This window comes from Desulfobacter latus (assembly GCF_013389365.1).
GTDB lineage: Bacteria > Desulfobacterota > Desulfobacteria > Desulfobacterales > Desulfobacteraceae > Desulfobacter > Desulfobacter latus.
The window spans coordinates 13,841-31,991 of the sequence record NZ_JACADJ010000019.1; the positions used below are offsets into that span (position 1 = coordinate 13,841).

At 48.4% G+C, this 18,151-nt stretch carries 13 protein-coding genes; 7 read left to right on the top strand and 6 right to left on the bottom strand.

From position 1 onward, the window contains the following. Positions 1 to 6 precede the first annotated feature (6 nt). Positions 7 to 1,356, bottom strand: coding sequence for a UDP-glucose dehydrogenase family protein (locus tag HXW94_RS07635; RefSeq protein WP_178366303.1), 1,350 nt, complete (start codon positions 1,354 to 1,356; stop codon positions 7 to 9). Positions 1,357 to 1,523: 167 nt separating this feature from the next. Further along, positions 1,524 to 2,117 carry an IS607 family transposase gene (locus tag HXW94_RS07640; RefSeq protein ID WP_178366304.1) on the bottom strand — a complete coding sequence of 198 codons (594 nt, stop codon included), beginning with the start codon at positions 2,115 to 2,117 and terminating at the stop codon, positions 1,524 to 1,526. Positions 2,118 to 2,456: 339 nt separating this feature from the next. On the opposite strand from HXW94_RS07640, the gene elbB reads away from it, so the two are divergent. Together elbB and pepN are read left to right on the top strand one after the other, a co-directional pair. After that, positions 2,457 to 3,113, top strand: a complete 657-nt coding sequence (gene elbB, locus HXW94_RS07645) for an isoprenoid biosynthesis glyoxalase ElbB (protein WP_178366305.1) — start codon at positions 2,457 to 2,459, stop codon at positions 3,111 to 3,113. A 148-nt stretch (positions 3,114 to 3,261) separates the two neighbouring features. Then, on the top strand, positions 3,262 to 5,868 hold the full coding sequence (gene pepN / locus HXW94_RS07650; RefSeq protein WP_178366306.1) for an aminopeptidase N: 2,607 nt from the start codon (positions 3,262 to 3,264) through the stop codon (positions 5,866 to 5,868). Positions 5,869 to 6,003: 135 nt separating this feature from the next. On the opposite strand, the gene HXW94_RS07655 is transcribed toward pepN, so the two are convergent. Continuing rightward, positions 6,004 to 7,008 (bottom strand): NAD-dependent epimerase, encoded by a 1,005-nt coding sequence (locus HXW94_RS07655; protein WP_178366307.1) that lies wholly within the window; start codon positions 7,006 to 7,008, stop codon positions 6,004 to 6,006. 545 nt (positions 7,009 to 7,553) lie between these two features. Between HXW94_RS07655 and HXW94_RS07660 the strand changes: the two genes are divergently transcribed. From HXW94_RS07660 to HXW94_RS07680, 5 genes are all read left to right on the top strand, one after another. Further along, a complete protein-coding gene (locus HXW94_RS07660; protein WP_246293791.1) occupies positions 7,554 to 8,696 on the top strand; it encodes a SpoIIE family protein phosphatase in 1,143 nt (380 codons plus the stop codon). 100 nt (positions 8,697 to 8,796) lie between these two features. Beyond that, positions 8,797 to 12,594 (top strand): response regulator, encoded by a 3,798-nt coding sequence (locus HXW94_RS07665; protein WP_178366308.1) that lies wholly within the window; start codon positions 8,797 to 8,799, stop codon positions 12,592 to 12,594. 38 nt (positions 12,595 to 12,632) lie between these two features. Beyond that, positions 12,633 to 15,092 carry a glycogen/starch/alpha-glucan phosphorylase gene (locus HXW94_RS07670; RefSeq protein ID WP_178366309.1) on the top strand — a complete coding sequence of 820 codons (2,460 nt, stop codon included), beginning with the start codon at positions 12,633 to 12,635 and terminating at the stop codon, positions 15,090 to 15,092. Positions 15,093 to 15,168: 76 nt separating this feature from the next. Further along, complete coding sequence (locus HXW94_RS07675; RefSeq protein ID WP_178366310.1) at positions 15,169 to 15,513, top strand: STAS domain-containing protein; 345 nt, start codon at positions 15,169 to 15,171, stop codon at positions 15,511 to 15,513. 5 nt (positions 15,514 to 15,518) lie between these two features. Next, positions 15,519 to 15,947 carry an ATP-binding protein gene (locus HXW94_RS07680; RefSeq protein ID WP_178366311.1) on the top strand — a complete coding sequence of 143 codons (429 nt, stop codon included), beginning with the start codon at positions 15,519 to 15,521 and terminating at the stop codon, positions 15,945 to 15,947. A 280-nt stretch (positions 15,948 to 16,227) separates the two neighbouring features. Here HXW94_RS07680 and HXW94_RS07685 read toward each other — a convergent pair whose 3' ends face one another. The 3 genes from HXW94_RS07685 to HXW94_RS07695 form a co-directional block, all read right to left on the bottom strand. After that, complete coding sequence (locus tag HXW94_RS07685; protein ID WP_178366312.1) at positions 16,228 to 16,443, bottom strand: type II toxin-antitoxin system HicB family antitoxin; 216 nt, start codon at positions 16,441 to 16,443, stop codon at positions 16,228 to 16,230. A gap of 124 nt (positions 16,444 to 16,567) precedes the next feature. Continuing rightward, positions 16,568 to 17,341 (bottom strand): tRNA threonylcarbamoyladenosine dehydratase, encoded by a 774-nt coding sequence (locus HXW94_RS07690; RefSeq protein ID WP_178366313.1) that lies wholly within the window; start codon positions 17,339 to 17,341, stop codon positions 16,568 to 16,570. Continuing rightward, positions 17,338 to 18,150: a TatD family hydrolase gene (locus HXW94_RS07695; RefSeq protein WP_178366314.1), complete on the bottom strand. Its 813-nt coding sequence runs from the start codon at positions 18,148 to 18,150 to the stop codon at positions 17,338 to 17,340. Before HXW94_RS07695 ends, HXW94_RS07690 begins: the two co-directional genes overlap by 4 nt. Position 18,151: the final 1 nt, after the last annotated feature.

An 18,151-nucleotide genomic window follows, 5' to 3' on the forward strand; every position in this document is an offset into this window, starting at 1 on the left:
TCACGTTTAAAAATTACAACACGATCCCAACTCCCGCCCTATACCGTGATATTCAAACCCGGCTTCTTTGATTTCTTCAGGGTCATATTGGTTTCTACCGTCAAAGATCACCCGCGCCTTCATCAGGGCGGCCATTTTTTTAAAATCCGGCTGCCTGAAGGTTTTCCATTCCGTAACCAGAATACAGGCATCGGTACGGTCCAGGGCCGTATATTGATCCTGCGCAAAACAGATTTTTTCCTGTTCGTGTGCCGGGATCTCCTTTTTAGCCTGGCCCATGGCCACGGGGTCATAAACATTAACCCGGGCACCTGCATCTAAAAGGGCTCGAATCAATACACGGGAAGAGGCTTCGCGCATATCATCAGTGCCGGGCTTAAAAGCCAGCCCCCAGATGCCGAATGTCCGGCCGGTCAAATCCGGCCCGAATCTATTGATCACCTTGTCTCCAAGCACCTGTTTTTGAAGATTGTTTCTTTCTTCCACCGCCTCCAGCAGCGTGGGAGCAAACCCTGCATCCCGGCCGGTTTTCACAAGGGCTTTGACATCTTTAGGAAAGCACGATCCGCCGTAACCGCAACCAGGGTAAATAAATGAATATCCGATGCGGGAATCCGACCCGATTCCCTTGCGCACGTTCTCCACATCCACGCCCAACCGTTCGCACAGATTGGAAATCTCATTCATGAATGAAATCTTTGTGGCCAGCATGGAGTTGGCCGCATATTTTGTCATTTCAGCATCTTTGACGTTCATAAACATCATTTTGTCCCGGTTTCTTGAAAAAGGCGCGTACAGCCTGCGCATCAGCTTTGCAGCCCGGTCGGAATCCGCGCCCACAATAATCCGGTCCGGCTTGAGGAAATCATTCACAGCCGCCCCTTCTTTAAGAAACTCGGGATTTGATACCACATCAAATTCAATGGCTGCCCCCCGGGCCTCAAGTGCTTGGCTGACCTGGTCCCGAACCTTGTCTGCCGTTCCCACGGGCACCGTGGATTTATCCACAATCACGGCATAATCCTCAATAACGGAACCGATCTGCCGGGCCACTTCCAGCACATATCGCAGATCCGCAGAACCGTCCTGCCCCGGCGGGGTGCCTACGGCAATAAAAAACACATTGCAATCCTTTGCAGCCTGGGCCAGATGCGTGGTAAACCTAAGCGTACCGTCCTGATAATTATTAAGGACGATGGACTCAAGGCCTGGTTCATAAATGGGAAGAATCCCTTTTTTCAAGTTGTCTATTTTTTCCCGGTCAATATCCACACAAGTGACATGACTGCCCATTTCAGAAAAACAGGCCCCCGTGACAAGGCCGACATATCCGGTTCCGATAATCGTTAATTTCATGCTTTAGTGTTACCTTTCATTTGAGAATTTTATCCATCTTCGGATAGTTTATTATTTTCCCATTATGAATAAAATTCTGTCGCATAGTAAAGGTTGCACAATTGTACAAGTCTTTCGATTTAAACGCTAAATCGGTAAGGTTCGCACAATTGCGCATTATGTGTCGTTCAACTCGCTTCATTAATCAAATCCTTGATTATCTTTTTTTTCCGATTTGAATAAAGTTTTATTGAGTAACAATGTAAAAGAGATACTATTTCTTCAAAGATTTCCTCTGAATCTAATTTTATTGAACCAATTTCAGAAACAACTACTATTTCTGTTCCAAATTTTTTAAAAAGATAATAAAAAAAATCAAACCCAACTCTACTAAGCCTGTCTTTATAGGATATGACCACCTTTTCAATTTTATTTTCAATAAGTTCATCGAGTAAAATGAAAAAATCTTTTCGCTTTTCAAAAGAAATTCCGCTTGCAATATCTTGGTATATTCCATTTATCTGCAAACCGTTTTGAAAACAATAGTTTTTCAAAAACTCAATTTGATTTGACAAATCTTTTTTTTGCTTACCAGTTGAAACTCTTGCATAAATAACAGTTTTTCTTTTTATATCTCGATTCAAAAAAGAATAAATTGACTCTTCGTCATAATCATATTGACCAGTTGGTAGTTTAGTTGCTTTAATTAATCCACTTTTCATATAATTTCTTAAAGTAGATCTCGATACCCGTAATATTTTAAGTGCTTGTTTAGCTTTCATAATAAGTAAATTAACGTATTTTACGCATTAATTCAAACACTTTTTAATATTTTTTAATGAGTTTATTATACCATATTGCCAAACCGCCCCTTGTTATTCTCGGCCTTGGACAAATTAAATATGGATCTGGATGTTATCCTGTTAAAAACAATTCATAACCGCTTCATAAATTGCTTGTCAACTCAATTTCTTTCTGATAGGGAAAATAAAGTTGATCTTTTCAAAAGTGTAAAAAACCACATAATTACTTGTTTGTATTTGTTTTTTATCGGCTGATATCGTAATTTTTTAGCAGAACTAATCAAGGAAAAACCACAATTAAATTTGGAGGATTATGTTATGAGCAAAAAAGTAGGTGTATTATTAGCAGGGTGCGGCGTATATGATGGTTCTGAAGTTCAGGAAGCCGTATTGACAATGCTGTTTTTGGATCAAGCCAATGCTGAGATGATTTTCATGGCACCGAACACGGAACAATATCATGTCATTGATCATTTATCAGGGACGGAGATGGCTGAAAAAAGAAATGTCCTGGTAGAATCTGCGCGTATTTCTCGTGGAAACATCAAGGATTTAAAAGATGTTCAAGCAAGTGATATGGATGCCCTCATCATACCGGGCGGTTTTGGCGCAGCCAAAAATTTAAGTGATTTTGCGATTAATAACGTTCAAGCTGAGGTTCATCCGGAAGTCCAGCGAATTATAACCGACATGATTAACAGCAAAAAGCCTGTTGGTGCCCTTTGTATTGCGCCGGCGACGTTAACGAAGGCAATTGCCGACAAACAGCCTGAAGTCACTATTGGAAATGATCTGGGCACCGCAGACGCGATCGAGAAAATGGGCGGCAAACATGTGGCATGCGGTGTGGATCAAATACATGTAGACCGGGCCAACAAAATTGTGACAACTCCGGCATATATGCTTGGCCCCGGTACTAAAGATATCGCAGTCGGAATTGAAAAATTAGTAGCTGAAGTGCTGGCCATGGCATAACCCACATGGACCGTAACACAAGCCCACAAGAAACACTGAAGGACTAAAATGGGCGCCGCAGGCGCTTCGCCCTCTTGTTTCTTGTATCTTGTCTCTAGTTTCTTATAAATTGACATGCTTGCGGGCCGGTTGTATTTTAGCTTGTATTATGAATGAACACAAAAAAATACACTTAAAAGACTACCGGCCCTTTGAATTTATCGTTGACCATGTTGACCTGGTCTTTGACATCCGGGATGACCACACCCGGGTGACCTCCAAACTTAAAATGAAAAAAGATCCGGCCAGGGCAAATGAAACAACGCCCTTGGTGCTGAACAAGGGAACGTTTGACATTATTTCCGTGGTTGCCGGCGATATGGTACTTTTGCCCGGTGAATACAAAAGCGATGATGAAATCTTCAGCCTTGTCGCCACCCCGGATATTTTCGAGCTTGAAATCACAAACATTCTTAAACCGGATGAAAATACGGCGTTAGAAGGATTATACCGTTCTGGCAGCATTTTATGTACCCAGTGTGAGGCCCAGGGATTTCGCAATATCACCCCTTATCCTGACCGACCCGATGTGATGGCACCCTTTTCCTGCACCATTGTGGCGGATAAAACCCGCTATCCTGTACTGTTATCCAACGGCAACCTTGTAAAATCCGGAGACCTTGACAACAACCGCCACTTTGCCGTCTGGGAAGATCCGTTTAAAAAACCCTGCTATCTTTTTGCCCTGGTGGCTGGAGACCTTGACGTGTTGGAGGACCGGTTCACAACAGCATCCGGCAGGGATGTGGCCCTTAAAATCTACTCTGAAAAAGAGAATATCGACCGTTGCAGCCATGCCATGACGTCCTTGAAACAGGCCATGGCATGGGATGAAAAACGGTTTGGCCGGGAATATGATCTGGACCTGTACCAGATCGTGGCCATCAATGATTTTAATGCCGGGGCCATGGAAAACAAAGGGCTGAACATATTTAACGCCAAATATGTACTGGCAGACCCGCAAACAGCCACGGACGACGATTTCATGGGCATCCAGGGCGTGATTGCCCACGAATATTTCCACAACTGGACCGGCAACCGGATCACCCTGAAAAACTGGTTCCAGCTCAGCCTCAAGGAAGGCCTCACTGTTTTCCGGGACCAGGAATTTTCATCGGACATGAACTCACGGCCGGTACAGCGCATCAGCGATGTAAAAAAACTGATGGCGGCACAGTTTCCGGAGGACAGCGGCCCCATGGTCCACCCGGTACGGCCGGACGCATACATCAAAATGGATAACTTTTACACCATGACCGTGTACGAAAAAGGTGCCGAAGTGATCCGCATGATCTATCAGCTTTTAGGGCAGGCGCTGTTCAGAACGGGCATGGACCTCTATTTTGAAAAATTTGACGGCATGGCCGTAACCCTTGAGGATTTTGTCGGTGTCATGGCAAAGGTATCCGGCCGCAACCTGGATCAGTTTTTCCGGTGGTATACCCAGTCCGGTACACCGGCCGTATCCATGACCCGTCAATATGATGAAAATACCAAAAGCATGTCTTTAACCTTTACCCAGGCCACATCCCCGGACAGAAATCAATCCGAAAAAAAACCCTTTCATATCCCTGTCCGGATCGCTTTGATCAACAGGGCCGGAGAAACCGTCAAACAAGACGCGCTGTATGAGCTGACACAGGAAACCGACACCTTTAAATTTGAAAATGTACCTGCCGATATCTACCCGTCCGTATTCAGGGAATTTACGGCACCTGTGCGTCTCACCACGGATTTTTCAGATCAGGACCTTGCCTTTCTCATGGCCCGGGATACCGATCCCTTTAACCAGTGGCATGCCGCCCAGACCCTGTTTGTCAATGAGATAAAAAATCTGGTGACGGCTATCCAGGCCGGCAATCCCATGGCGGTATCCGCGGGGCTTGTTAATGCCTTTTCCCTGGCCCTGGAAGAGAATCAAAAAGACAGGGCATTTCTTTCCAGGGCCCTTGCCCTGCCCCAGGAAACAGAAATCAAAGATCATTTTGAAATCATAGATGTTGAGGCCATCCACCAGGCCAGGACCTTTTTGAAACAGACCCTGGCTCAAAAACTGACATCAGAATTTAAAACCGTATATGAACTCTGCCGCTCCGCAAATTCCGACGATATTTCAGGTGGGGCCATGGCGGACAGAAGCCTTAAAAACCTTTGTCTTTCCTATCTTGGCAGCCTGGCGAATAACGATGTCCAGGATATCGTACAAAAACAATTTGAACACGCCGGCAATATGACGGATGAATTTGCCGCCTTCAAAATTCTGAGTCACATGAATGCGGACGTGCGGGATAAAGCATGTCCGGCCTTTTATGACAAATGGCAGGCCCGGACCCTGGTGATCGACAAATGGTTTTCCGTCCAGGCCCAGTCCAGCCTTGAAGACACTTTAGACCAGGTAAAAAAACTGACAACACACAAAGATTTTACCATGGCCAATCCCAACAAGGTCCGGGCACTCATATTTGCCTTTGCCATGAACAATCCCATGCATTTTCACAGGGTTGACGGTCAGGGTTATGAATTTACGGCCGAACGGATTCTGATGCTGGATAAAATCAACCCCCAGACAGCTGCACGGCTTTGTTCATGTTTTAATTTATGGAAGCGCTATGATGAGAACAGACAAGCGATGATGAAAAAGCAACTTGAAACCATGGCGGAACAAAAAGAGCTGTCCAGGAATCTTTATGAAATTGTCTCCCGGGCTTTGGAATAACCATGCCTGTCCGGTTAATTCAGTTGCCCTCCCCTACCCCCTGTGGTTGCCCTCTGTTTTCAATCCCCAAAAGGGCAGGCACAGGGGCCTGCCCCTACAAGCAGCCCGTAGTCAAAACTGCGGGGCATCCTTTCATCAGGCATAATATTCCTTATACCAGTCCACAAAATTCCGTATTCCCTGTTTTACAGACGTTTCAGGCTTAAACCCGGTGGCGGCAATCAGATCATCCACATCCGCCCAGGTGGCGGGCACATCGCCGGCCTGCATGGGCTGATAGTCAATTTTTGCTTTTTTACCCAGGGCATCTTCAATGGCGTGGACAAAGTCCATCAACGCCACCGAGTCATTATTACCAATATTGTAGATCCTGTACGGCACACACGAGCTTGAAGGAACGGGATTTTTCCCACTCCATGCCGGATCAGGCTCAGGAACATTGTCCATCACCCGGACCACCCCTTCCACAATATCGTCAATATAGGTAAAATCCCGTTGCATCTCTCCATTGTTAAACACCTTGATGGACTCGTCGGCCAAAATGGCCTTTGTAAAGAGGAACAGCGCCATATCAGGCCTGCCCCAGGGACCATATACCGTAAAAAACCGCAATCCGGTTACCGGCAGATTATACAGATAACTGTAAGAATGGGCCATGAGTTCATTGGCTTTTTTGGACGCCGCATACAGGCTGACCGGATGATCCACATTATGACGGACCGAAAAAGGCATGTGGGTATTCAGCCCATACACCGAACTTGATGACGCAAACACAAGATGCTTGACCCCGCCATGGCGGCAGCCTTCAAGAATATTGCCAAACCCCACCAGATTGGCATCCACATAGGAAGCCGGATTTTCAAGGCTGTACCGCACCCCTGCCTGGGCCGCCAGGTTCACCACGCAGTCAAAGGCGTTTTCCTCAAACAGCCTGGCCATGTTGGGCCGGTCTGCAATGTCCTGGCGAATAAATGTGAACTCCGGATATCCGGACAGGCGCGCCAGTCGGTCTTTTTTCAGGTTCACGTCATAATAATCATTGAGGTTATCAATCCCCCATACACGATGACCGTCATTCAACAGTCGTAAAGAAAGCGCAGACCCGATAAACCCGGCTGCACCGGTGATCAATATATTCATGCTGAGTCCTTTAAACTTAAAAATATGAAGTCGGAAAAACCGTAATCCGGCTTTTCCATATGCGACCATCAGTCGCCCCGGATAAACCGGAAGGCTTGTATATTTATTCAAGCGTGTTGTACCATGATCAGGTATTCATAACAAATCAAGAAATACAATTCAAACAAGATTCTTACCTCCGCAAAAGCTTAAATTTTTTCGAGCCGGTTGTTTCCGCCTTGAATTAATTAGGAGATTAATAAAATTCAATAATATCCGATCGGAAATATTGACCTCTTCCCGTTTCTTATATAGAGTTGAATGAATGGTTGCGGTGTGGCATTGAGCGCATGATTGTATAACGAAGAGCCTGCGGTTAGGCCCATGATCGGAATAAAATCTTCCAAAATATGGTTTAGAATTTTCATTCGGATTCAAGGCGTGGCAATGGGAGCATATTGAAATATGTACTCATTGTCACAACGAAGAAGACGGATGAAAAGGCAAACCATATGGGAGAGTTTATTTTGATTATGGGCCTTAGGGACTTGTCCAAGGGAGCAACAATGACAAACAAGCTCACGGAATCTATCCTCCTGGTTGACGACCAACCTGCGAACCTTCAGGTACTGATGAACACGCTGGAAAGTCTGGGCTGCAAGCTGCTGGTCGCCAAAAACGGCAAGACAGCCTTGACCATTGCCCAAAAAATGCGGCCGAATCTCATTTTGCTGGATATCATGATGCCGGGAATCGACGGATTTGAGGTGTGTCGACGGTTAAAGTCGGATCCGGACACCCAGAAAATTCCGGTAATCTTTCTTTCCGCCCTTGATGATACCGGAGACAAGGTGCGTGGGCTTCAACTCGGGGCGGTGGACTATGTCGCCAAGCCCTTCCAACCCGAAGAGGTCATTGCCCGCGTGAATACCCACTTGACCATCCATCGGCTCAATCGCGAGGTGCAAAAACAAAAGGATGAGCTGGCGCACGAGTTACAGGTTGTCTCCCAACTACAACGCAACCTTCTGCCTGAACGACTGCCCCGGGTTCCCGGATTAAAACTGGCAGTACACTATGAAACCAGCCGTTATGCCGGTGGTGACTACTATGATTTCATGACGCTGCCCGGGGATCTTCTGGGCGTCCTGATCGCAGATGCGGAAGGTCACAGTGCCCCTGCCGCGGTCATGATGGCGATGACCTGCGCCCTGTTTCGTTCCTGTTCCACCGACCTGAATGAGCCGGCCAGCGTACTCTCCTTCATTAATGAAAATTTATGCAAAGTAAACAGGGAAAGCTTTGTAACGGCCGCTTACGCGGTTTACGATACCACTCGCAGGATCCTCAGGATCGCCTGTGCAGGCCATCCATTCCCCATCCTCTATCGATTTTCAGAAAAGACTGCCACCGAACTTCCCTGTGACAACGTAATGCTGATGGGATTGGCGCCTTATACCGATGTGCCGGTTTCCGAAATTACACTTTATCCCGGGGACCGCATTCTGTTTTACACGGATGGAGCCACCGACCGATTCAATACATCCGAGGATCGTTACGGAACGGATCGTCTGCTGCATAAATTTAAAACCGCCGCCTCCGATGACCCCGAAGTCATTCTTAAAGAAATTGTCGACGATATCTTGCAATTCGCAGGAGACAGCCCGGCTGATGATGATCAGGCCATGATTGTTCTGGTTGTTGACTAAAGGGCCGTGTCTTTGAGTTTTTTCTCAAAAAATTTAATATAAATAAGTATGCGCTATACAATGCCTGCTGTTCTTCGGCGAAAAAATATAGGAGAATACTTTGAAAAAAAATGAAACCACTAAAGCAAGCAAAACGACGGGGCAAGTCGATGCCAAGAATGACCAGGCCGCTGTCGGGAGCGACGGGTTTTCCTTGACGGAAGTGATCGATATTGAACAGCTGAAACCCGTCCTTGAAGACTTCTGTAATATCATGAGAATCTCCTCGGCCATTGTTGACTTGAAGGGAAATGTTCTGGTTTCCGCCAGCCGGCAGCGGATCTGCACCAACTTTCACCATATTGATGCACGGAGGTGTTATCGTTGTGTTGAGAGCGACACGGAACTTGCTGCAAACCTGGGGAAGGGGAAGCCGTTTTCGATTTACCACTGCAAAAACGGCCTGACCAACGCCGCCTCACCCATCATCATTGAGGGCCGGCATGTGGCCAATCTTTTTGTCGGGCAATTTCTCACGGAAGCCCCCAATATGAACTATTTCAAACAGCAGGCCCGAAAATTCGGTTTTGATGTGGCCGATTACATGCGTGCCCTTGATTATGTTCCGATCATTTCCCAGGATAAGCTGCTCACCATTCTAAGATTCCTGACGGGGTTTGCGAACATTGCCGTCTTTTTGGGCATTGAGCGGATCAAAGCAAAAAAAGCCGAACATATCGCCCAAGTTCGGGTCGAAGATACTGAAAAGGCCAAAAAGGAGTTGATACGCTATAAGCGGCATCTTGAAAGCCTAGTAGAGGATCGCACTGAAAGGCTCAAGCAATCCGAGGAATACAACCATCTTATCCTGCAATCGGTGGCAGAGGGTATTTTCGGTACCGATACGGATGGTCGATGCATCTATGTCAATGAAGCCGCACAGAAGATGCTTGGATACACCGCCGAAGAACTCATCGGTCAAAATATATATGACCTGTTTCACCATTCCAATGAGGATGGATCGCCGCACCTTCGGGAAAACTGTCCGATTTATCTGGCCCACACCCAGGGGATCACCAGCTTCCGCAGGGACGAGGTCTTCTGGCGCAAGGACGGCTCATTTTTTTACACCTCCTACACAAGCGTGCCCCAGCGCAAAGACAAAACCATCATTGGCGCCGTAGTGGTCTTCCGGGACATCTCTGAGCGCAAAAAATTTGAAGATGCCCTGCGGGAGAGCGAATACCATCTTAAAAGCATTCTGATGACAACCAATGAAGGATTCTTCTGGGTAGACAATGACGCGCGCCTCGTATCCCTTAATGACACCATGTGCAAAATTTTCAATAGATCCCGCGAGGATCTTGTCGGAAAGACACTCTTTGAATTTCTGGATAAGAAAAATACGGCGATCTTGAATGAGCAGCTTGAACGCAGAGTTACCGGCCAAACAGGTGTCTATGAAATCGCCTTCAACCGTCCGGACGGTTCAAAAGTAACCTGCCTGCTCCATGCCACGCCCCTTTACGATAAAAACGGCATAAAAACAGGGTCTTTTGCCATGGTTGCGGACATTACCCACCGCAAAAAAATGGAAGAGGAACTCATTATCGCCCGGGATAAAGCAGAGGCGGCCACCCAGGCCAAAAGTGATTTTCTGGCCAACATGAGCCACGAAATCCGCACCCCCATGAACGCCGTTATGGGGATGACCCATCTGGCCCTCCAGACGGACCTGACCCCGAAGCAGAGAGACTATCTTAACAAAATTCAGATTTCCGCCAATTCCCTTCTCGGGGTCATCAACGATATTCTCGATTTTTCAAAAATCGAGGCCGGCAAGATGAAGATGGAGTCCATTGAGTTCAACCTGGATGAAGTCCTGGAGAATCTTTCCACCATGATCGCAACGAAAGTTCGGGAAAAAGAGGGGATTGAGGTTCTTTTCAACACCGGCGCCGACGTTCCCCGCCGTCTGATGGGCGATCCCATGCGGTTGAGCCAGGTCCTGATCAACCTGGCCAATAACGCCATCAAATTCACCGAACATGGAGAAATAGTGGTCTCAACCAAAGTACTCAGTCAGGCGAACCATGTTACCGTTCTCCAATTTTCCGTGCGGGATACTGGCATCGGCCTCAATAAAAAACAAATAGCCCAGCTTTTTACGAGCTTTAGCCAGGCGGATACGTCTATCACCCGCCGGTACGGCGGCACCGGGCTGGGGCTATCCATCTGTCAGCGCCTCGTAAAAATGATGTGCGGCAGAATATGGGTGGAAAGCACCTGCGGGTCAGGCAGTACATTTTATTTCACGGCGGCGTTCAAGACCGTGCGGGAAGCCAGACGGGTCTGCCATATTCCCCCGCCGGAGTTGAGAAACCTCAGAGCGCTGGTGGTGGATGACAATGCGACCTCCCGGCAAATTTTTCATAATATGCTGGAATCTTTCTCGTTTAATGTGACCTTGGTGGCGTCCGGTGAAGAAGGGCTGGAGGAGATTGAAAAATCCGTCGAAGGAACCCCCTACGACATCGTGGTAATGGACTGGAAGCTGCCGGGCATCGACGGCATCGAGGCCTCAAAACGAATCAAGAAGGATTCGCGGCTGACCCGGGTTCCGATCATTATCCTGGTCAGCGCCTACATCCGGGAAGAGATCATGTGGCAGGCCGATGCGGCCGGTCTGGATGGTTTCCTGATCAAACCCATCAATGCTTCAGTGATGTTTGATACGATCATGAACGCACTGGCCAAAGATGATGAAGATATGGAGACCCCGCCGGCGGCGGAAGAAAATGAATGCAAACAGGTCTCAGATGTACTCAAGTGCCTTGAAGGCGCCCGGGTGCTGCTGGTTGAAGACAATGAGATCAACCAGCAGGTTGCCATGGAAATCCTTGCCGCGGCAGGGGTTACGGTCACCCTGGCCACCAACGGACAAAAAGCTGTTGACGCAGTGCAGACGAATCATTTTGATGCCGTGCTGATGGATCTGCAGATGCCGGTGATGGATGGCTATACCGCAACCCGAACCATCCGGCAAGATCCGCAGTTCAAGGATTTGCCGATCATCGCCATGACGGCCCATGCCATGGCCGAAGATCCGGAAAAAAGCCGCCATGCCGGCATGAATGATCACATCACCAAACCCATCAATACCGAGGAACTCTACGCCGTCCTGGCGGAATGGATTTCAGTCGACACACCCTGTGGGGCGGCCGTATCAGAAACGGAGACACCACGGCAGCCCGTTCCAGACAATAGCGGCACTGTCGTCCCGGCATCCCCGGATAAGCAGACGTTGCCGGCGATTCTGGATGGATTCGATATTCCTTCCGGTCTGAAGCGCCTTCAAGGAAATCAGGCCCTTTACCGCAAGCTGTTGATCAATTTCGGCGACAAATACGCCCAGCGGACCAACGAAATCCGCCAAGCCCTGGCGGCCGGGGACTACAGCAGCGCCCACAAATTGACGCATGAAATCAAAGGCGTTGCCGGCAATCTCTCGGCATTCCAGCTGCATACCGCAGCCACAGAGCTGGATCAGCTGGTCAAGCATGCGACCTCGCAGAATCCCCCGCCGGAGGATATACTCGCCACAGCCTTAACCGCCTTGGAACGTCGTATGACAGAAGCCCTTGGATCCGTCCTGCAGCTGTCATCATTGATGGGCGAGGCCGAACCCGAAGCGGCCCTTGAATCAGAGCAACAACTGCCCCCGGATCTGGCCCAAGAAGTCGCTGTTCGCCTGCGGGAGGCTGCCGAAATGGGTGACATATCGGCACTGACGGAAATTTGCGAAGAGATGGCCGTCCGGTCAAAGGCGTTTGCCCCCTATCTCAACAACATTGCACGAATGAAGGAAGAATTTGATTTTGAAGGGATCATCGCTCTGGCCGATGATCTGAAAATTTGATGATCGAGTGAAAAAAATCAGAAAAATAAAGAGGGAAAATGAAACCAACCGTTAATAAAATCTCGAAATCCGATCTAAAAACATCAATCGACTACCATCTCCGTTGCTCTCTGTGCAAGGAAACGCCGACAAAGGATTACCGGGACCTCTTTTTGTCGACGGCCTTTTCCCTGCGGGACCGAATGGCGGAAAAAATTCTGCATACGGAGCAGCGATATCAGACATCCCAGACCAAGCGGGTTTATTATCTGTCTTTGGAATTCTTGATCGGCAGGTTGATGGGTAATAATCTTCACAATCTCGGCATGTTTGATGTCTGCCGTGAATTCATGGCAGAGGCCGGCATCGACATTGAAGCGGTGCGTGAGTACGAGAACGACCCCGGTCTTGGAAATGGCGGTCTCGGCCGTCTGGCGGCCTGTTTTCTTGATTCCATGGCAACGCTGGATATTGCCGGTTTCGGCTACGGAATCCACTATGAATACGGTCTCTTCAAGCAGGAGATCGACAACGGGTATCAGCGGGAAAAACCGGATAACTGGCTGGCGGACCTTAACCCCTGGGAGTTCAAGCGGACCGATGAAAAATGCATTATCCCCATCAAAGGACGGATTGAACACTTTCAGGACCGTGATGGAGATTACAATCCCATGTGGCTTGACTGGAATTTCATCGTGGGGATTCCCTTCGACATTCCCGTGGTCGGATACGGGGGCAAAACGGTGAACTGGTTAAGGCTCTATGGCGCAGGTTCCTCTGCCGATTTTGATATCCAGATCTTCAATGAGGGGGATTACTTCCGGGCGGTGGAGCAGAAAGTTGCGTCCGAAACCATCACCAAGATGCTTTATCCCTTGGACACGATCATGTCAGGACGGGAACTGCGCCTGGTGCAGGAATATTTTCTCGTGGCCTGCACCCTCAAGGACATCATTCGGCGGTATATGAAAAATAACGAAAATTTCGACCGGTTCCCTGACCAGGTTGCTATCCAGATGAACGACACCCATCCCTCCCTGGCAGTGGCGGAACTGATGCGGCTTTTCGTGGACGAATATGCACTGCCATGGGAGCATGCCTGGGAGATTACCCAACAGACGCTGGCCTATACCAACCACACAGTGCTGGCCGAAGCACTGGAAAAATGGCCCGCAGACCTTCTCGAACGCATCATTCCCCGTCATCTCCAGATCATTTATGAAATCAACCGCCGGTTTCTTGAAAAAATTGCCACCCGTTATCCCGACGACGTCGACATTCTCCGGCGCATGTCTCTCATCGAAGAAGGAGAAAGCAAGCTGGTTCGGATGGCCCACCTGGCCCTGGTGGGGTCCCATTCCGTTAACGGGGTTTCCGCCCTTCATACGGAGATTTTAAAGCAGGACAATTTTTCAGACTTTTATGCCCTCTGGCCGGAACGGTTTGTCAATGTCACCAACGGCATCACCCAGAGACGCTGGCTTCTGGAAGCCAATCCCCGGCTCGCGGGATTAATCACCAACACCATCGGAGATGCCTGGATCACCGATCTAAGCCGGCTTCGACAGTTGGAGTCCTATGCCGATGAGACGGCTTTCATGAACGAATTCCGTGACATCAAACGGGCAAACAAAGCGGATCTGGCCAAAACCATCTCCGATACCCTCTGGCTTTCCATCAACCCTGACAGTTTGTTCGACATTCATATCAAACGCATTCATGAATACAAACGCCAGCTCCTGAAAATCATGCATATCATACATGAATATCTACAAATCATCAGGGGAGAGAAAACCCCCACGGTTGCCAAAACCTTCATCTTTGCCGGCAAAGCGGCGCCCGGATACTGGGTGGCCAAACAAATAATCAAGCTGATTCACAATGTCGGGCAGGTCATCAATCAGGACAGACGTATCGGGGATGCTTTGAAGGTGGTTTTTCTGCCGGATTACAGCGTCTCTCTTGCCGAAAAAATCATTCCGGCTGCGGATTTGAGCGAACAGATTTCCATGGCCGGCCAGGAGGCGTCCGGAACGGGAAATATGAAATTCATGCTTAACGGTGCGTTGACCGTGGGAACATTGGATGGTGCCAATATCGAAATGCTCGAGGAAGCGGGCGCAGATAATATTTTTATCTTTGGATTAAAGGCGGAAGAGATCGTTGATATGATCAAAAAGAAAAACTATTACGCGGTGGAGTATTATCGTCTCTTTCCGGAAATCCGCAGGGTTTTGGACACCTTTCGCGATAATATGTTTTGCCCTGACGAGCAGGGCCTCTTTCAATGGATTTACCATCAAATGATGAATAATAAGGACCCCTATTTCCATTTACCGGATTTTTTCCCCTATATTCAGGTGCAAGATCAAATAGAAGCGGAATACCTGGACCCGGTCAATTGGACGAAAAAAGCGATTTTGAATGTGGCGCGGTCCGGAAAATTTTCCAGCGACAGGGCCGTCTCCGATTATAACCGCCTAATCTGGAATAAAGAAACCCCGAGCGAACCGTTATGAAGTGAAAACGTTTCAATGCGGGGATTTAAAAAAAATGAATTTAAATTCTATATAAATAGACTTTAGGAAGGAAATTATGCAGCTGAAACATAACAATGTAGAGGATGTCCTGATCGTGAGGCCGCTGGAAAAAAGAATTGACGCGTCAACAGCAACTGAATTCAAACAAAAAATGAACGAATGGATTGATTCGGGAAATCGGAGGATTGTACTCAACCTTTCCGAAGTGGACTTTATCGACAGCAGCGGACTTGGCGCCATTATTTCGGGGTTCAAGAAGATCGGCAATAACGGCAATCTCGTGATCTGCGTCGTGAAAGAAAGCGTCATGAGCCTTTTTCGGCTGACCCGTATGAATCGGGTATTTGATATCTATGCATCTGAAAATGAAGCCCTTGAGGCGCTTTCCGGAAAGGCATAAAAAAATTGAACGCGGCAAACATGATCCGGCTGATTATTGACAGCAGGCTTGAGAATGTTTCCCTGGTAGGGGGTGCCGTGCGCGGCATCGCCGACACCCTGTGCATGGACAGTACAACAAGCTACCAATTAGAACTATGTATCGTGGAGGCGGTAAATAATAATATAAAACATGCCTATCATTGTAAGGCGGGGCATTCAGTGGAAATAGATATCCTGCTTTATCCGAACCGGTTGACCTTCAAGATTTACAACAAAGGAGAACGCATGAACCCCGCTAAAGTTGCGCCCTTCAGCTTCGATCCCTCAAATGTCGAAACCCTTCCCGAAGGAGGGATGGGGCTATATATCCTGCACGCCCTGATGGACGAGGTTCATTATGAAACGATAAATGGACAAAACATTTTGACTTTGGTTAAATATTTGAAGAGTTGAAATTTATCCAGTCACAAAAACTTGATCATCGAGTGTCATGTTCCAAACAATATGTAGACAATTTTGTCAGCTTGTTTACCTGGTTGAAAGAATACTTTGATTCATCGGAAATGAACCGGCTTGTGAATACGCTATGGAAGAAATACCCCAAAGGGCTTGTTGCAAATGTTAGAAGGACAGGGTCAGGTCTTGAATTATTACTTTTTAATCAAAAAAGCTTATAATTCAAGATCAGACCCCAAACCCACCGTCCGAGTGCAGGGCATGGTTCGGTAACTCGCTACGCAAAAGCTAATCGACGACCTTTGGGCTCAGGAATAGGATCATTGAATTCCTTAGCCGTTTCTATCCATAATTCCATCGCAGATTTAATATTTGCTAACGCAGATTCGTATGTATTACCGTGCGCCATGCATCCTTGGAGTTCCGGAACATCAGCGATATATACTCCATCTTCATCGCTCCAGTAGATTATGATTTCATATTTGTTCGTCATAATTTTCCCCATTTCCTAATTTCTTTTTATGTGCCCACAAGACCGCCTCAAATAAAATTAAGCATCTCCGGCCACAGAGTTCAACTATAAATTTGATGCGCGTGTAAAAACCTGCGGGAATCCACTATTCGGCGGCAAGGGTGTTTGCCGCAAGTCCTGCAATGGTCAACCCGAAACATCCCGGTACCCAGGGTGCAGAACCAATGGGCGGCCTTGGGCGGCCATGGCCGCCTTCTACATGATCCTGCTCCAGGGGGTCTACGATGTCTTTAGCTTCAAAGGGTTCTTTATTTAATGGAGGCTCAATGGAATAGACACAGGGCACGCCGCTGGAAAGCCCCCGGCGGCGCAACCGTCTTCGCACCATCCGGGCCAGGGGACACACTTGGGTGTCAAACAGATCACCTGTCCGGATCATGGAGACATCGGTTCTGCCTGCAGCGCCCATGGAGGATATGAGATTGAGCCTCATCTGTTTTGCCCCCAGGATCAGACTGACCTTTGCGTTGAGCCCATCAATGGCATCCACCACCATGTCCAGGTCCGGGCTTAAAAATTGGGACAGGCTGTCGGCATTGACAAAGGACGTGTGCAGATCCACCCCACAATCAGGATTGATATCCAGAACCCGGGCCCGGGCCACGGCCGCTTTTTCCTGCCCCAGGGTGGAGTGCAAGGCATAAATCTGCCGGTTGATATTGGAGGCGTCCACCCGGTCAAAATCCACAAGCCGTAAATAGCCGATGCCGGACCGGGCCAAAGCCTCCACCACAAAAGAGCCCACCGCCCCCAGGCCGAAAACGGCCACCCGGGAGCGCCTAAGCCGCTCAACCGCCGCCTTTCCCAGCAGTTGCTCAAGTCGGGCAAAGGGACTGATCAGGCGTACATCCCGGGTCATCCGGCATTGTCCTTTGGGCTTAAAACAGGACCAAATAAATCCAGGCTGTTCTCATATCCATGTTGGGCCAGGGTTCCAAATGTCATGCCCCTTCGCTCTGCCGCCACCCTGACAATATCCGGCACATTGGCCGGTTCATTTAAAGGCACTTCCCCGGGATGGGCATCCAGAACAAACTGGGGCACAATATCCGGGGCGTCGGTCTCAAAGACAATCCGGTCAAGACTGACCACCTTCAGGGCCTGAGCCACCTTTTTAGCATTGGGCCGGGTGACGGATCCCGAAAAGGAGATATGAAGATTGAATTTTTCAAGCACCGGAACAAGGTCGGCAGACCCGGAATAAGAATGGATGACCCCGCCTGCAGCCAACGGTCCATGCTGTTTCAAAATTTTCACGATTGCGTCCCAACCCTTGCGAATATGGATGTTAACGGGCCGGTTCAAATCACAGGCCAAAGCCAGATGGGTTTTAAACACCTGAATCTGCCGATCCTGGTCAGCGCCTTTGTCCATGAAATCAAGCCCAAACTCCCCAACCCCGGCGGGAATTTTTTCCAGCCATTGACCCAGACTCCGGGCCCAGTCCGGGCTCAGGGTATCAAGAAACCAGGGATGAATCCCCAACCAGGGCACCACACAGGAAAATTTTTGTGACAATTCAGCCGTAATCTCAAAATTTTCTTCCATGGTGGCGCAGGTGGCTATTTTTTCCACCCCGGCGGCCTGGGCCCGCAAGACAATATCCGAGGCATTATCAATGATTCTTGGATCATGAAGATGGGTATGCACGTCAATGAACCCGGTCATG

What these genes read in the sequence shown, in the direction of transcription:
- HXW94_RS07675 (WP_178366310.1), top strand. Translation starts at nt 15,169, where the DNA reads ATGCAGCTGAAACATAACAATGTAGAGGATGTCCTGATCGTGAGGCCG.
- HXW94_RS07660 (WP_246293791.1), top strand. Translation starts at nt 7,554, where the DNA reads ATGACAAACAAGCTCACGGAATCTATCCTCCTGGTTGACGACCAACCT.
- HXW94_RS07685 (WP_178366312.1), bottom strand. Translation starts at nt 16,443, where the DNA reads ATGACGAACAAATATGAAATCATAATCTACTGGAGCGATGAAGATGGA.
- HXW94_RS07635 (WP_178366303.1), bottom strand. Translation starts at nt 1,356, where the DNA reads ATGAAATTAACGATTATCGGAACCGGATATGTCGGCCTTGTCACGGGG.
- pepN (WP_178366306.1), top strand. Translation starts at nt 3,262, where the DNA reads ATGAATGAACACAAAAAAATACACTTAAAAGACTACCGGCCCTTTGAA.
- HXW94_RS07640 (WP_178366304.1), bottom strand. Translation starts at nt 2,117, where the DNA reads ATGAAAGCTAAACAAGCACTTAAAATATTACGGGTATCGAGATCTACT.
- HXW94_RS07670 (WP_178366309.1), top strand. Translation starts at nt 12,633, where the DNA reads ATGAAACCAACCGTTAATAAAATCTCGAAATCCGATCTAAAAACATCA.
- elbB (WP_178366305.1), top strand. Translation starts at nt 2,457, where the DNA reads ATGAGCAAAAAAGTAGGTGTATTATTAGCAGGGTGCGGCGTATATGAT.
- HXW94_RS07690 (WP_178366313.1), bottom strand. Translation starts at nt 17,341, where the DNA reads ATGACCCGGGATGTACGCCTGATCAGTCCCTTTGCCCGACTTGAGCAA.
- HXW94_RS07655 (WP_178366307.1), bottom strand. Translation starts at nt 7,008, where the DNA reads ATGAATATATTGATCACCGGTGCAGCCGGGTTTATCGGGTCTGCGCTT.
- HXW94_RS07695 (WP_178366314.1), bottom strand. Translation starts at nt 18,150, where the DNA reads ATGACCGGGTTCATTGACGTGCATACCCATCTTCATGATCCAAGAATC.